This is a genomic window from Methanosarcina hadiensis, from assembly GCF_046529725.1.
Classification (GTDB): Archaea; Halobacteriota; Methanosarcinia; order Methanosarcinales; family Methanosarcinaceae; genus Methanosarcina; species Methanosarcina hadiensis.
Genome location: NZ_CP136241.1, coordinates 2,470,730 through 2,486,655 on the forward strand (window position 1 = coordinate 2,470,730; position 15,926 = coordinate 2,486,655).

Below are 15,926 nucleotides of genomic sequence, written 5' to 3' on the forward strand. Positions count from 1 at the left end.
GGATAAAAATGACCGAAGAATCTCTTGAGACAGCAAGCCTCGAAACAGATAGAAAACTAATCCAGTATTTCCCTGGCAGAGTTGTACGAAAAGACCTTACAAAGTTATTAAAGGTCGGGCATAATGTCCCTGTCTATGTGCTGGAATACCTTCTCGGCTCTTACTGTGCTGACGATGATGAAGAAGTGATTCAGGAAGGCATCCAGATAGTAAAAAGTATCCTGTCCCAGAACTATGTCCGACCAGATGAAGCCGAAAAGATCAAGTCAAGGATCCGTGAGACGGGCTACTATACGGTTATTGACAAAATCACGGTCATGCTCAATGAAAGGAGAGATATATATGAAGCTACTTTCTCCAATCTCGGGCTCAAAAGCATTGAGATTGACTCTGATTATGTCATAAAATACGACAAGCTTCTCGGTGGCGGGATCTGGTGCATGATCAAGATGGAATACTCAACAGAATCAGCTTCTTCGCCATTCATTATCTCCAGTTTGAAACCTATCCAGATCCCGAATGTGAACATCCAGGAGATCTTGGTTGAAAGGAAGAACTTCACCAAAGATGAGTGGATCGATGTCCTGATAAGAAGCATTGGGATGGAACCTACTCAGCTTGAAACTCCCATCAAATGGCATATGCTCGAAAGGCTTGTTCCTCTTGTCGAAAATAACTATAACCTATGTGAGCTTGGCCCGAAAAGCACAGGAAAATCTCACGTTTACAAGGAAATTTCCCCAAACACCATTCTTATGTCCGGAGGGCAGACTACAGTTGCAAACCTTTTCTACAACATGGGCACCCGACAGATAGGGCTTGTTGGGTTCTGGGACGTTGTGGCGTTTGACGAGGTTGCAGGAATCCGTTTCAAAGACAAGGACGGAATACAGATCCTTAAAGACTATATGGCCTCAGGCTCTTTTGCGAGAGGAAAAGAGCAAAAGAATGCAAATGCTTCCATTGTTTTTGTTGGAAACGTCAACCAAAGTATTGAGTCCTTATTAAAGACATCTCACCTATTCTCCCCTTTCCCGGAAGCCATGAACAGTGATACCGCCTTTTTCGACAGGATGCATTATTACATTCCTGGCTGGGAAATCCCGAAGTTCAGGCCTGAACACTTTACAGACAGGTACGGGTTCATAGTTGATTATATTGCAGAATTCTTCAGGGAAATGAGGAAGAGGTCCTACGCCGACAATATAAACAGATTCTTTAAGCTGGGGAACAACCTGAACCAGCGTGATGTTATTGCTGTTAAAAAGACCTTCTCAGGCCTTATGAAACTCATTTACCCGGATGAGAATATCACCAGAGAACAGGCGCAGGAGATTCTTGAGTATGCTCTTATTGGAAGAAGGCGCGTGAAAGAGCAGCTTAAAAAAATAGGAGGGATCGAGTTCTTCGATGTCAACTTCTCCTACATTGACAATGAAAACCTGAAAGAATCTTTCGTGTCCGTACCAGAAAGCGGTGGAAACAAAATAATCCCTGCAGGCATCACAAAACCTGGTGAAGCCTATGCTGTTGCAGCTACCGAATCTGGCAAAATTGGGATTTATAAGTTTGAAGTTCAGGTAGTTGCAGGTTCGGGAAAATATGAAAAATCAGGTACAGGCTCAAATACTCAGACCAAGGAATCCATAAAAACGGCATTCAATTACTTCAAAGCTAATGCAAAATCCATAAGTCAGAGCATATCTGTAAAAGAAAAGGATTACTTTTTGCACGTCCAGGACCTTTACGGAGTTGGCATGTCAGAAGAACTTGTCCTTCCAGCCTTCATCAGCCTCTGCTCCGGAGCATTGGAAAGGTCGCTTCAAGAACAGACTGCAATTCTAGGAAGTATGACAATCGGAGGATCTGTAGGTGTACTTGAAAATCTTGCTGGTCTTTTGCAGGTCTGCCTTGATGCAGGGGCAAAAAGAGTAATGATCCCAATTTCTTCTGCAGGAAAGATTGCTACAGTGCCGCCTGATCTTTTCAGTAAATTCCAGATTTCTTTTTATGAAGATCCTATTGATGCAGTGTACAAGTCGATGGCATTAATTTGATGTCTTACAAGAATGTTGAGAAATCTGGCGTATATAGGACTTACGCGGTTGAAGCACTTTTTCATAAGTTACATTAAAATACTTTTTTTTAATATATTAACATAAATAGAATCAAAAAAAATCTCTGGGTTGAGTGAAATAAATCCTCCTAAATGCACTGATCTTGATTACATCAACTTTCTTATCGCTTCTTCACGCGTATTTAGCTGTACCGAAGCTTCAAAGTGCAGTTGTTTAGATTTTGAGTTTATCCCGAAATGATCTAAGAAGGTCAGCATTCTATTGTGGTGAGCTCTTTATAGTTCATTTGAAGCTTGGAGAACTGGAAACTGCATATAAATATGCGAGTGACTTACTACATTATGCTCAGGGTGATGTTAGAAACATCACAAATGAACTTTGTACACAGCTTGAAGTAAGGATTGACAATGGAATATATGATGTTCCGGAAGAGTTGATGAAAAAAGCTGAGATTATAGCTCATAAAGTGGGACTTGGATTTAGGAAGTAAAGGCAGGAGGCAAAAGAAAAACTGTTTTTCTTCGACGTCAACTTTCCCCTTTACGTGCATAAATTAACTTGCTGCTTTTAGGTCCCCTAAAATTCACTTCTCTCTGTTCCCGTGCACTAAAGATGCAAAATAAGCTTCTTCAATGTAATTGCATAATTCAAGAACTCTTGTCTGATGCGTCTCCTCAAGTTTGTGGAACGGGTCAACATACAGTGCATTCAGCATTTTGTCAATTGTTTCCAGATACCCAAGGGATTTTTCATCCTTTACTTTGTTCTTCAGGACTTCCACTGTCACCTTAACAGCAAAAGCCTCATCATTTACACACTGATCCCTGAGTTCGTTAAGGGTCCTTGCAAGGTCAAGGGCAGCAAGTTCTCCTTCCCTTCTTTCTCCTACTTTCTGAGCTTCTATTTTCATCAATTCGATTTTTGCCTCAGCCATTTTAGCTTCGTTTTCGATCTGCTGGTATCCGGCTTTGTCTTCTCTTTTGATAGATTTTAACTGGCGGAGGAGTTCGAGACCTTGTTGTGCTTCTTTCATGTCGGATTTAAGTTCGGCGGCATCTTCAGCTTCCAGGCTTTGAGGATTTCTACCGCCTATAATTATCGAATCTTTTATTGTGATTGATTTTGAAGATTTCATACTCTCAGATTCTTTTCTTTAATTATTAAACTTGTTTAAAAAATCCTTCTCAAGTTAAAACAAAAAATTTTTTATAACATCCGGCAGAAACAACTTTGATATTTAACTGGAAACTGAATCTTATTTAGAGTCGAGAGGTTAGACTGGATGGACCAACAAATCGAAATTAAGCGTGAAACCGAATTCTACTATTTTATCCGCTTGAAGATATCTATTTCAAATAAATGGTTATTCATTATTCTCAGAAAACAGCATGCACTTTTTAGTTATATATCTCTTCATAAAAGCGAGAGAGACATTATTCGAACCATTTTGCTAAAATATCCCTGTTTAAGCCAGTTTCAAGATTATCTACTAAATTCACATAAATAAAACCAAAGTGTCGCCCGATATTTTTTGATATGCTTGTTGTAACGAACAGAGAGGTCGGAGTTATAGACTCCGATTGATCACGAGCATTGTTATAATGCGAAGGATGACAGGGCTGAGGAAAGGGAAATCTTGCTTAAAGGGAATTAGAGAAATGAAAAAAAAGGAATTAATATTTTTAATTTTCGAAAAAGAATTTTAAATAATTACATTCAAAAATTCAATGAAGAAATTAACTATTTTTCAATTCATCAATCTGATTTAAATAATATTCTTTTGTTTGATCAATCTCAAACTCAATTCTTCTAATTTCTCCTTCTAATTGCTGAATTCTTTCTCTATAATTTTGTATTTCAAATTTTCGAAGTGGGATCCGTTCACCTTGATGTCCAATTCTTTTATCAGGTTCACCAAGTTTTATTATTTCTTCTATTTCTTGTATTCTATACTGCAGATCTTTAATTTCCATTTGGTCAGGTTGAATTATTGTATTCATCTCTATTTCTATCATTTTTATTTCAGATTTACGTTTATAATTTTTGAATTCGTCTTCAAGTTTCTTGTATTTGTCTTTTGTAATATCGTTGATCTTCTCTTCAAACATTAGATTGTTGAGGCAGTCAATATATCTATCCTTCCATTGATTTATTGCATTATCTCGGAAACCATCCGGCTTATGATAGGGAGCAAAACCGGCTGGAAGTTCCTTTCCGGCAAGAAAATGCACATCTCCAATACCAAAACCAAGATCAGTCAAAGTGGTGATAAAGAATTTCCTGAAATTATGAGTCCTGATCCTATTATATTCTCCCTTGCTTTCAGCTTCCATATTGATCTTTTTTGAGATTAGCCTGAAATTATCCTGAAATGTATATTCTGTCATCCTTCTGAATTCTTCTGCTGCTTGGTAGTCCTTTTTAATGAGCTCTAGATAGTCATCATTTATGTTTTCCTTAATGAAAAGGTAATCATCCTCAGAGTTGATCCTGTGCTTGGTTCTCCATCTTTCACCTGCTTTTCCTTTCAATGTGCCCTGACCATTTCGGATTGAAATATACTGCTGTATTGCCCGTGTAGCTTCAGGAGAAAAGAAAGTGTAGAATGGAACTCCCGTTTTCTTACGTGTCAGCTTTAGTGTAGTAATCTCGTTCTCATCAACGTTCTTTACGTCCTTCACCTTAAGCTGGATAATATCTGAAACTGACAGACCTGAACTTGTGGCAATAAGGATATATGCCCTGATCATAGGATTTGCGACTTTAAGTGCATCTCGAATTTCATCTATTGTTGGGACATCATTATTTACAGTTTTTGCAGCCTTAACCATCTTTGGATTTATAATTTCTATTCGGTGAAATTTATAAAATGAAATTACAGACTTCACATTCACATTCACGCTTTTTTCAGCCAATTTTTCATCATTTTTCAGATATAAATAAAAGTTATCGAGATATTTCAGATACTTTCTCTTCAGGATGACTTCACCAGATTCGTTTATGGCTTCATTTATGAGTTCTGAGGGAGTTTTTTTAGTCATCGTAATGTATTTTTTCATGGCAGTCAAATAGCCATGTAAAGTATTTTGTGAAGTATACGATGAAAGCCATTCTTTCACCATTTCATCTTCTGAAATTTGTTTGATGCTTAACATTTTGAAAACCCTATTTTTGTAATCCTTGATATTTAAAGAAGATGGGTTTTATACAATAATAACTCCTATCACCATGGTTATCACTAAAATAACGGCTGCAAGTTATTTATTTTTATCTGGGAACAGATATTTCTGCTTTGTTCGAGTATATTGAGTGTGCTGATAAATGTAGCATATCGGGCTTATGTAAGTGTTGTAAGAATAATGGGGAAAAAACAAAAGTAAATGCTACATTTGGAAAAACTCAAGATTTTGGAATACGAATGAAAAAAAGATTACAGGCGAGAGAAAAAGTTACTGAAAAGGTATTTCACTAGAGATTCCAGAGTTATAGTCTGTCTCGCATGTCTAGATTTCGCCTAGATATTAGAATTATCTTGGATAGCTTAAACCGATATTGCATACCATATGTGGGGGTTGGCTGTTTAGATTGACCAAGTTAATCTGAACTTATGGTAAATCACCCTTTCACTGTAATTATTTGTAGCATAAATGTAAAAAGGTTGGACAACTTGGACGGCATATGTAAAACTATAATAAGTAAACACTATATTACCCGTTGTTTATATATTGAAAAGGAAATGTAGTCCGCAAATAAGGAAATGTGAGTAATAATATCAACCGAGGTTATTTTACATATTCGTGATATCATATGCAATGATATTATCGTTAAGTTCCTCTAAACTTTCCAATATTATGGAGTCATTGAATAATTTAGTGTCAGTCGCAAGCGATGCAATATTCTCCAACGATATTTGCGATTGATAGGCAATCTGATTTAATTTTCTTTGTATTGCTTTAGATCCAATTTCTCTTATCGAAATCACAGCGTTTTCGGTGGAGTGTCTAAGTTTTTTAATAACCGACAACTTTCCAATCTCTTCAATTGATTGAACGGTATCTATAAGGTAATACTCATTTCTCAAATCTATAGAAAAGTCTGCTATATCCTTTAATACTCTAATACTATTATTTGCGTCATTATTCATTTTTTGTTCTACGGCTTTGACTCCAAACTTTTCAATGGCTATTGTTATCTTATTAATTATATACATTAGATTTTGATCTATTCCACAAGTTGGACTTTTTTGAATTGCAAGCACTGCAATGTTTTGAAAAGATGATAGTATACGAATTGAATTTGCGGTGTTTTTCCTGACAACAAGATCTCCAATATGGTCAATGAAAGACACAGCATCAATTGTTTGCTCGTACATGTCATTTTTTACTGAAATTTCCCCAATCTCTCGAAGATATGACACTACATCCTTTACAACACTATCATTATTTATCTCTTGATTGATCAATTGGATTCCAATATCTTTTATGAGTGACAAGGAACCCTTAGTTGCAATTTCAAATTTTCTTTCTGCTGCGTAAATCCCAATATCTTTTAGCGTAATCAATGTATTTTTTGCTGGAAGTTCAAATTTATGTTCAGCTGCACTTATGCCAAACATGCCTATAGAGTATAATGTAGATGTTATTAGAGTATCAAATTCACTCAGTTTTTCTTTAGATGCTTTATCTCCAGGATCTAATTTCAGAACTTCTGTTTCAATTTCGTTTAAAATTATTCCAACCATACTTATTGACATTTCAAGTTCTTGTTTAATTGAGAATTTACCAATTTCTTCAAGGTATTTTATGGACTGCCGGATATCAACTTTTAAATTCTTGTTTATTAGTTCTTTACAGATTTCGTTAATTATTCTCGCAACGAAAATTGCCTCTGATTCTAATCTTTGTTCAACTGCTCTTTTACCAATCGATCTAAGATTAATTTCGATTACAGAAATATCAACAGTGCTAAGATCTTTTTTAATAATCTCTATGCCAATATCTTTAATAGATAACAACGCCCAAATTGTTATATCCTCTAATTTCTGTCCTGTTGCTACTTTCGCGATTTCGCATAGAGAATTTATTGTCAAATTAATTAGAGTAGTTTCTTTATTATCAACTGCTTTAATTCCAATGCCATGTAAATAATCGATTAAAATCAGAGCTGATTCACGATCGTTTTGAGTCACAGAAAAAGATCCAAAAGTCTTAAAGGCTTTTACGATGGGTAAATGGAGATTATTATCAATTTGGCTTATAGCAAAACTGTTTGTACAGTCAATAATTCTTTTGTATCCATACTTTGCTGTTGCAAAATCATGTTTTATCTCAGAACTGACTATAATATCAAGAATTTGTTGTATAGGATTATCATCAAAAATTTTTTTAGATAAGATTGAGTCAGATTTAATTAAAAAACTCTTTTTGTTAAGTTGATTTTGAAAAAATTTAATTTCTCTCTCTTCAATGTTATTTTCATCTTCTGGAGTTTGTTCAGGCAATTGATTTCCAATTTCATCATTTTGGATATAATGAAATGATAAAATTGTTTTATCGGTTATTTTTTCCGATATCTTTTCAATTATATTTGATGGTTTAAGTAAATCTAGAGTATTCCTAATATATATGGCTAATGAAAAAAACGAGAAAGTACCAAGCACATACGAAAACCAAATATGCGTTTCAAATGAATTAAAGAAGCTATGGTCAAAATCTACTATATTCCCAGAATCACCCCATATTTGCTTCAATACCCACATCCCATATACCATAGATACCAAATAAATTAATGTTAATAAGTAAAAGTCAGGATTAATCATCCAATTCATAAATACTTGAATTACTCTTGGAGAGTAGGAAGTTGCCGTCTGCTGTACTGCCACTAAGCTTAGTGTTATAACAATTGCAAGAATTGCGGCTTCACTCTGTATGAGAGTGCTAAGTAAAGATCTGGCGCTATCAGGGGAAGTAGTATTGAAACCAATGTGAACTCCAAAAAAAGATCCTGAAATAAAATATATAAATATGAATATTAATATAAAAGTAAGTATGTAAGGAGTCAGCCTACATTTTTTTATATGTGAACTATATAAATTTTTCACCATATAAGTGAACATACAGATATTATTCAATATAAAGATATTGAAAAATTTAAGCTCTTAGTAAAATATACTTTTCTCAATTAATTTTGAAAAAACTTAGTAAGATTGCTTTTACGTATTCTCAGTCAACTTTCCATATCCTATCCTTTGAGTATAAATAGCAACGTTTAACTTGTTCATAATTGATAAAGGACAGGTAAACGTTTGTGGCAAAGGAAAGAAGTATGGCATTAAGGGAAGAGTTGAATCAGTTTTTAGGGAATGCAAAAAAAGAGATAAAGCAACTCTATGAGAAAATAAAACAGCGTCCATTAACTTGTCTAATTTGCATAATTATTATTGTAACTGCTATAGTCCTATTAATTGGACTTCCACACTGGCAAGTCTCAGGAATAAATAACGTTACAGAAAAAGTCACTCTCGAAAACCAGTCCCGTGCTACACTAGCCCAAATACTAGGTGGTGTTGCTGTCGGCATTGGAATTTATTTTGCTTGGGGAAATCTTACAACTGCTAGAGAAGGCCAGATTACTGAACGTTTCACTAGAGCTATTGACCAGTTAGGCAGTGACAAATTAGAGATCCGTTTGGGTGGAATATATGCACTTGAAAGAATATCTAGAGAATCAGAGAAAGATTATTGGCCGATAATGGAAATATTAACAGCTTATGTTAGATTAAATTCTAATGTTGATAAATTAAACGGAATTTCACTTCCAGTATATGACCTTATATCAATGGATATTCAAGCTAATGAAAGTACAAAAAAACAACATTCTAAATTAAAAAAATTACCTTTAGATATCCAATCAATTCTCACTATTTTAGGTAAGCGTAAATATGCCTGTAATGATAATGAATCTAAGTACCTAGAGCCAGATAACTTAGATCTTAATAATACGTATTTGGAAATGATAGAACTTAAAAATGCTCACCTTGAGGGAGCAAACTTTAAACGAGCTTACCTTCAGAGAGCTTATATTAAAAAAACACATTTTGAAGAAGCTGATTTTGAAGAAGCTAATCTTGAAAATGCTCAACTTTTTGAATGTTGTCTTGAAGGAGTTAATTTCGAGAATGGACACCTTGAGAATGCATACATTACCAAATCTAACCTTAAAAACATTTTCTCTAGAAATGCTCATCTACAAGGGGTAAATTTTTTTAAGTCTAACCTTGAAAGGGCTTTCCTCCCAAGAGTAAATTTTAGAAATGCATTTTTGTTATCAGTTAATCTTGCAAAGGCTAACCTTGAAGGAGCTAATTTTGAAGGAGCTAACCTTAAAAAAGTTAAGAATCTAACCATTGACCAGCTCTCAAAAGTGAAAACACTTTACAAAGCAGAATTAGATCCTGAGCTAGAAGCAGAACTCAGAGCTAAAGGCTATTCTCACCTTTTAGATGACGAACCTGACGATGAACCTGGAAATGAGTCTTTTGTTTTTTCAGATTAAATATAATGAGATTCCTAGTACCTAATATGCCCCCAATAAACAAAGAATTTTTCGCAGACTCACTTTCAGATACAACCCATTATTTTAATAATATCAGTGTATAATACAAGCGCATGCCCTCAGAGTCGCAAAGGGACGAGGATGTCTTCGAATCCCAGTTTATAGACATGTACCTCAGCGAATACGCGAGCATTTCGTCAATTGTACGCGAGGCGCTGCCCTTTGAACTTCTTGCGACTGTGGGAGGAGTGATTGCAGGAATAATTCTTTCAGGAATGACCAATGAACTTGAGATGATTCCGGGGTTACTTGTAATATATCCGGGTGTTCTCGGGCTGCGGGGGAATGTTTCCTCAACCCTGGGTTCCAGGCTCGGCAGTGCAATCCATATGGGATTGATCACGGATATTGACAGGAACAACCCTGAGCTAACAAATAATATTTCGGGTTCTCTTCTCCTGGGATTTATAATGGCAATTGTACTCGGGGTTTTAGGGCATTTTGTTACTCTTGCGCTGGGATTTGAGAGTGCGGGCATTTTTAAACTTGTACTCATCTGCGCGATTTCTGCCCTTACTTCCGGAGTGATACTTTCTTTTGTTGCTGTCCTGCTTGCCATAGGTACTTTCAGGTACGGCTTTGACCCGGATAATGTTGTTACACCCTCGATTGCGACCATAGGGGATATTGTTTCCATGCTCATGCTCTTCCTCTCTGCAAAACTGGTGGTGATGCTTTGAGAAAAAAAGGGAGACAGACTAGCTACTACACTGTTGAGGGCATCATCCGGCGCGGGCTTCCCGTGCTTACCATAACATGCGTAATGGGCATTATTGTAGGACAGATCCTTAATACAAGGGAAAACAGCCTGCTTTCCATGCCTGCAATCCTTATCCTTATCCCTGCCCTTGTCAAAATAGGAGGGGATACGGGTAGCATGCTTGGAGCCAGGCTCTCATCCGCATTTCATATGGGTCTCGGGGACAGGATTTACAGAAACCCGGTGGTGCACAACAGTGTCATTGCAGCTGCAATTGTGGGTTTTGTTTCTTCAATCTTTGTCAGTATGCTGGTTTTCCTTGCAAGCTGGCTTATGGGTTTCGGCATGCCTTTCACTACCCTTCTGGGAATCAGTCTTATTGCAGTGGTAATAGAACTTACCGTCGTATATTCAGCAACAGTTGCCATCTCCTTTGCTTCACACCGCTTCGGGATGGACCCCGATGATACTGTAATACCTTTTATAGCAAGCCTTGGAGACCTTGTAGGGGTTATCGGGATCTTTGTAGCCCTGCATTTACTGAACGTTTTATAAACCGGATAGGACATAACAGTTTGACTTTTATCCATTACATTAATATTTAATTTATTAAGCTTGTAAGCAAAAATAATTCGAAAATTAATATTACTATGAGGGACATACCTCATACACACCAATAAGGTAGAGTTGATACATAGACCATGTTCCCTAAAGAATTCAGATACAGTCCAAGGAATCTTATAGACCTTTTGACTGAGATGAAGGATACTTCCGAACTCATGGTAGACCTGGCATATTCTGCAATGGTCTATGATGATGAGGATATTGCAGAAGAGGTGCTTAACCTTGAAGATAAGATGGATACCCTCGACTATCACATGAAAATGGCTGCAATGTTAAGCACACGCAGGGTCGATGAAGCTGAAGAACTCCTTGGAGTCCTGCAGGTTGCAGCATCTTCGGAAAATATAGCAAATGCCGCTGGCGACATTGCCAAGATCGTTCTTATGAATATGGGCATCCCTATGGAACTGAAGGTAGCCCTAAGAGAAGCAGAAGAAACTATTGTAAGGGCAACCGTTGCTGCAGAATCCGCAATGGTAGGACGCACTCTAGAGGATCTCGAACTTGATATAGAAACCGGAATGTGGATAATCGCAATCCGCAGAAGTAAAGACTGGATTTACGACCCTGACACGGAAACCCGGATTCGCCAGGGAGACGTGCTATTTGCCAGAGGGCACGACGAAGGTGTCCCCATATTCTTTCAGATGGCAACTACAAAGAAGTTCATTCCGAGGGAAATCGAGCATGATAAAGTCATAAAAGACCTCGAACACGCAGTGGATATAATCGTGGACATGAAAAACATGTCTGAACTCTCTGTTGGGCTTGCATACTCTGCCATTCTTTTTGATAACGAAGACATAGCATACGAAGTCAGTGCCCTTGAGTCCGAAATGGATTCCATGAAATACGAACTTCAGCACTGGGTGCTTGAAACCGCAAAACATGTAGATGATGTGAATATACTTAGAGGAATCCTGCACCTTGCCAGCGCCTCGGAAGCAATTTCAGACGCTGCCTACGGGATTGCAGATACTGTCCTGAGGGACATAGAGCTCCACCCGATCATTACCCTCGCAGTCCGTAACTCAGAAGAAGTGATTACACGGCTCCAGGTTGAAAAATGCTCTCCGATTGTGGGGAAGACCTTCTCGGAACTGAGACTGGAAACCGAGACAGGACTGCATGTCATGGCGATAAAAAGAGCTGACCGCTGGGTTTATGCTCCCAAAAGCAACACCGTTGTCCAGGCAGGAGACACGCTTATTGCCCGCGGCTCAAGAATCGGAGAGGGCGCTCTTATAGAGATGTGCGAATGCAAACTACACCAGTAAAAAAACATTTGATAAGTCGAGTTATGTTCTACCCGATTTCTGTCTCGCCCGAATTGCGCCTCGGGAGTACGCGGTCCTTTTCGCTCGCTTCGCTCGCTCAAGAGGACTAATTTTTGGGTTGAAATACGCAAGTCCTGTCTCGGGAGGGCAGGGTCCTTCTCGCTTCGCTCAAGAGAACTACTTTATAAGTTATAGAGTGAGCTAAGCTCGAGCGGACTACTTTGTGAGTTATAATCAATTCTGCAATAAACTGCGCTCAAGAGGATTGAATTATGTGTTCTCTTAAAAATTACAACTTTTTTTACTTTTTTAATATTCTTCAACAATTTGAAGGCACTTTGTTAACAGTGAATTGAAAAGAGGATTTGGTATATGAATTGATTTTTTCAGCCGCGTGTGGAGTTTTTATCCTGTGTAAGTTCGCTTCAAACGGTGCTGTTAGCAGATTATTCTTACTAACTTCGGAAGTCAAAGAATTATAGGACGCTTTTATATTCCGGATTACAATTACTTTATGGGAATTTGATATGGTAATTGTTGGACTTTCGAGAAATAAGGATACCCTGGAGTCTGTAAGGACGGCTGTGGAACTTGCCGGAGGGCTGGGAATTAAAGAAGGGGAAACGGTTTTGATCAGGCCGAATGCGAATACTGCTGACCCTGCTCCGGGTTCTACTAATCCGGAGGTGTTGAGGGGCGCTATAAGGGAAGTAAAAAGATACAATCCGGGAAAAATAATTGTGGCTGAAAAATCGATGACAACTCTTGACACGGAAAAAGTTCTCAAAAAACTGGGGCTCTGGCAGGTTGCGGAGGAGGAAGGGGTTGATGAGATCCTGACATTTGACCACATGAAAAGGGAACATGTCGAACCAGGGAAGGCTTATTCATGGCCTCTGGGGTTTGACGTTCCTGAGTTTCTGGCATCTGTTGATTATATGATTGCCCTTCCGGTAATCAAGACCCACTGGACTGCGACATTCACAATGGGCCTCAAGTCCCAGATAAGTATAACAGCAGACAGGGATAGGAGGCAGCTTCCTCATGGACAGGGTATGGACACACTTTTCGGAAATATGATTGCTGAGTCCAATCTCGTTTATAAGCCTGATTTTTATATCTCGGATGCTACAAAGTGTTTTGTGACTCAGGGCCCCAATATCGGGACTCTGGTGGAGCCCGGGATCGTACTGGCAAGCCAGGATGTGATTGCAAACGATGCTGCAGGACTTGCCCTTCTGAAAACTCTGGGCACGGTCTCAAAGATCCAGGAGAAGTCAGTATGGGCTCAGCCGCAGATAAAAAGGGCTGTAGAACTTGGGCTGGGTGTAAAAAGTAAGGAAGAGATCACGGTAAAAGGTTCTGGAGTCGAGGAGATAGATGAAATAATCACCAATCTTGCCTGATTATCAGTCTCTTTATCAGTCTCTTTATCAGTCTCTTTATCAGTCTCTTTATCAGTCCTTCTCCTGTAAGTATGTATTAAGTCCGACTTATGACCCAGGTAAGGGCAAAAAATGAAAGGGCCCGGAACAGCAGGAGTTTCCGGGATAAAATAACTGACAAAAAGAGAAAAATTAAACAGGCTTACAGGGAGTAATAAGGAGAAATAAGGAGAAATTTTCTTTTTTTGCAATAATCTCAGTTTTCCAATATTCAATTGCGTATAATATGCGAATAATTACCAAAATTTATTTATTTTTAACGATACCATATTTATTGGGGTATTTTCTATGAAATGCGAATCATGTGGAATAGACAGCGATGAAAAATACTGTGCTGATTGTGGAAGAGTTATGAACGAGGTTGTAAGACGCGTAGGGGAAGCCCGATGGGCAGCAATAGACGACTGTTCGTTTATTTATCCGATGGTGCAGCGCGTAGCTAGAGGAGAGGCCACAGTTAATGATATAATCCAGGCTCTTGAAGTCGAAGACTGATCACCTGCCTCCATAATTCAGTCCTTATTATGAAAAGGCTTTAGAGACTGGCCCTGAACCGTGTTTTATTTTTATACCTCTTCAGGTTACCGGAGGTAATGCACCAGGGGTGGGAAAAGCCTGAAAACGCCGTAAAAGGCTTTAAGCTAGTGCAGAGTTAAGCTAAAAGACCCGGCTAAACAGGCTGAACCCTTTGCCAGTACCTCAAGGGACTCGAGAGGGTTTTGAAGTATCTCAGACTCTGGGATTTATCCCAATTTCAGGCTGGGCTTCAGGATGAAATCCTTAAGGTTATATCTCTTCAGCCTTAATATTATAGTGTTAGGCAGTCTCCTCTAATCACAGGGACTGGTGTTGTACATGAAAAGAAAAGCCGGAGCAATTATTCCAGTGTGCCTGCTTGCAGGAGTAATACTGATTTCGGGATGCATCAAAAACGAGCAGGCTGAAACACCTTCAAATAATGAGCCTTCCTATGCCGGCAAAGGGGATGAGAATATGGACATCCAGATTATAAAAGTTTTTAGCAGCGCGTTTGAACCAAACAGTACTATCCCCAGGAAGTATACATGTAATGGGGAAAATATAAATCCGCCTCTGGAATTCGCAAATATTCCGGAGAAGGCTGAAAGTCTTGTACTGATTATGGACGATCCTGATTCCCCCATGAATCCGTTTACTCACTGGATTGTCTGGAACATTGAGCCAGTAGCAAAAATAGAGGAGGATAGCATTCCCGGGATTGAGGGAATGAACAACTTCAGGAAGATAGGATACGGTGGTCCATGCCCTTCTTCAGGCACGCACAGATATTTCTTCAGGGTTTATGCGCTGGACAGACAGCTTGAGCTCAAAGCAGGAGCAGGCAGAAAGGAGCTTGAAAGCGAAATGATTGGGCATATAATTGCCGAAGGGGAATTGATGGGAAAATATGGCAAAACCTGACCAGATGAGAATGTCTTATACCGGATAAAGTATGTAATTACCCGGTATATTGATCTAAATTTTTTACAATGCTTTGATATAAAACATACCTGAGTTATAAGTTGACCTTAATTATACCTGATTTCCGATACTTGAGGGGGGAAGGCAGTGGAAAAAAGAACAGAAGCCGAACAGGAGAACTCGACGTCCGAAGAGAATACGGAGATATTTGAAAACCCGGGAGAAGGGTTAGAAAAGGCAACCTTTGCAGCAGGCTGTTTCTGGGGAATTGAAGAGGCATTCCGGCAAGTTAAAGGTGTGGTCGCAACTGCGGTTGGATACAGTGGAGGCCATTTTAAAAGACCTTCTTATGAGCAGGTCTGTACTCTTGATACCGGACATGCAGAAGCTGTAAGGGTTATTTTTGACCCTGAGATTGTCTCGTATAAGACTTTGCTGGATGTTTTCTGGAAGATCCACGATCCGACCACAAAAGACCGGCAGGGCCCAGATGTAGGCAGGCAGTACCGCTCCGTGATCTTTTACCACAGCGAAGAGCAAAAAGCTGCTGCCCTCGCTTCAAAAGAAGAACTTGAAAGGGCAGGAGCTTTTAAAAATCCAATAGTAACAGAGATAGTGCCAGTTTCCGAATTTTATATGGCAGAAGATTACCACCAGCAGTACTTTGAAAAAAAAGGATTTTTACAGAATATATTCAGGAGCTTTAAAAAGTAAGTGCTGGAGGCAGATTATAGGCACAAAAAAGTCT

The 15,926-nt window shown here is 38.5% G+C and carries 13 protein-coding genes; 10 read left to right on the plus strand and 3 right to left on the minus strand.

From position 1 onward, the window contains the following. The first annotated feature begins 8 nt into the window (after positions 1-8). Both brxL and RSJ42_RS10415 read left to right on the plus strand, forming a co-directional pair. On the plus strand, positions 9-2,057 hold the full coding sequence (gene brxL, locus RSJ42_RS10410; RefSeq protein WP_410507225.1) for a protease Lon-related BREX system protein BrxL: 2,049 nt from the start codon (positions 9-11) through the stop codon (positions 2,055-2,057). Positions 2,058-2,364: 307 nt separating this feature from the next. Beyond that, positions 2,365-2,568: a hypothetical protein gene (locus RSJ42_RS10415; protein WP_410507226.1), complete on the plus strand. Its 204-nt coding sequence runs from the start codon at positions 2,365-2,367 to the stop codon at positions 2,566-2,568. Positions 2,569-2,661: 93 nt separating this feature from the next. Here RSJ42_RS10415 and RSJ42_RS10420 read toward each other — a convergent pair whose 3' ends face one another. From RSJ42_RS10420 to RSJ42_RS10430, 3 genes are all read right to left on the minus strand, one after another. Continuing rightward, positions 2,662-3,213, minus strand: coding sequence for a hypothetical protein (locus tag RSJ42_RS10420; protein ID WP_410507227.1), 552 nt, complete (start codon positions 3,211-3,213; stop codon positions 2,662-2,664). Positions 3,214-3,814: 601 nt separating this feature from the next. Continuing rightward, a complete protein-coding gene (locus tag RSJ42_RS10425) occupies positions 3,815-5,233 on the minus strand; it encodes a tyrosine-type recombinase/integrase (protein WP_410507228.1) in 1,419 nt (472 codons plus the stop codon). 632 nt (positions 5,234-5,865) lie between these two features. Then, positions 5,866-8,181: a DUF2254 family protein gene (locus RSJ42_RS10430; RefSeq protein WP_410507229.1), complete on the minus strand. Its 2,316-nt coding sequence runs from the start codon at positions 8,179-8,181 to the stop codon at positions 5,866-5,868. Between the two features lie 203 nt (positions 8,182-8,384). On the opposite strand from RSJ42_RS10430, the gene RSJ42_RS10435 reads away from it, so the two are divergent. From RSJ42_RS10435 to msrA, 8 genes are all read left to right on the plus strand, one after another. Then, positions 8,385-9,632: a pentapeptide repeat-containing protein gene (locus RSJ42_RS10435; protein WP_410507230.1), complete on the plus strand. Its 1,248-nt coding sequence runs from the start codon at positions 8,385-8,387 to the stop codon at positions 9,630-9,632. A gap of 113 nt (positions 9,633-9,745) precedes the next feature. Continuing rightward, on the plus strand, positions 9,746-10,372 hold the full coding sequence (locus tag RSJ42_RS10440; RefSeq protein ID WP_410507231.1) for a magnesium transporter: 627 nt from the start codon (positions 9,746-9,748) through the stop codon (positions 10,370-10,372). Positions 10,373-10,434: 62 nt separating this feature from the next. Continuing rightward, the gene (locus RSJ42_RS10445; RefSeq protein ID WP_410510356.1) at positions 10,435-10,947 is read left to right on the plus strand and encodes a magnesium transporter; all 513 of its coding nucleotides are present in this window, start codon (positions 10,435-10,437) and stop codon (positions 10,945-10,947) included. Positions 10,948-11,093: 146 nt separating this feature from the next. Continuing rightward, positions 11,094-12,293 (plus strand): potassium channel family protein, encoded by a 1,200-nt coding sequence (locus RSJ42_RS10450; protein ID WP_410507232.1) that lies wholly within the window; start codon positions 11,094-11,096, stop codon positions 12,291-12,293. A 527-nt stretch (positions 12,294-12,820) separates the two neighbouring features. After that, positions 12,821-13,699: a DUF362 domain-containing protein gene (locus RSJ42_RS10455; RefSeq protein WP_410507233.1), complete on the plus strand. Its 879-nt coding sequence runs from the start codon at positions 12,821-12,823 to the stop codon at positions 13,697-13,699. A gap of 327 nt (positions 13,700-14,026) precedes the next feature. Beyond that, positions 14,027-14,233, plus strand: coding sequence for a hypothetical protein (locus RSJ42_RS10460; protein ID WP_410507234.1), 207 nt, complete (start codon positions 14,027-14,029; stop codon positions 14,231-14,233). 360 nt (positions 14,234-14,593) lie between these two features. Then, entirely contained in the window at positions 14,594-15,178 is a 585-nt protein-coding gene (locus RSJ42_RS10465; protein WP_410507235.1) for a YbhB/YbcL family Raf kinase inhibitor-like protein, read from the plus strand. Positions 15,179-15,325: 147 nt separating this feature from the next. Then, positions 15,326-15,892 carry a peptide-methionine (S)-S-oxide reductase MsrA gene (gene msrA / locus RSJ42_RS10470; protein WP_410507236.1) on the plus strand — a complete coding sequence of 189 codons (567 nt, stop codon included), beginning with the start codon at positions 15,326-15,328 and terminating at the stop codon, positions 15,890-15,892. The last annotated feature ends 34 nt before the right edge of the window (positions 15,893-15,926 follow it).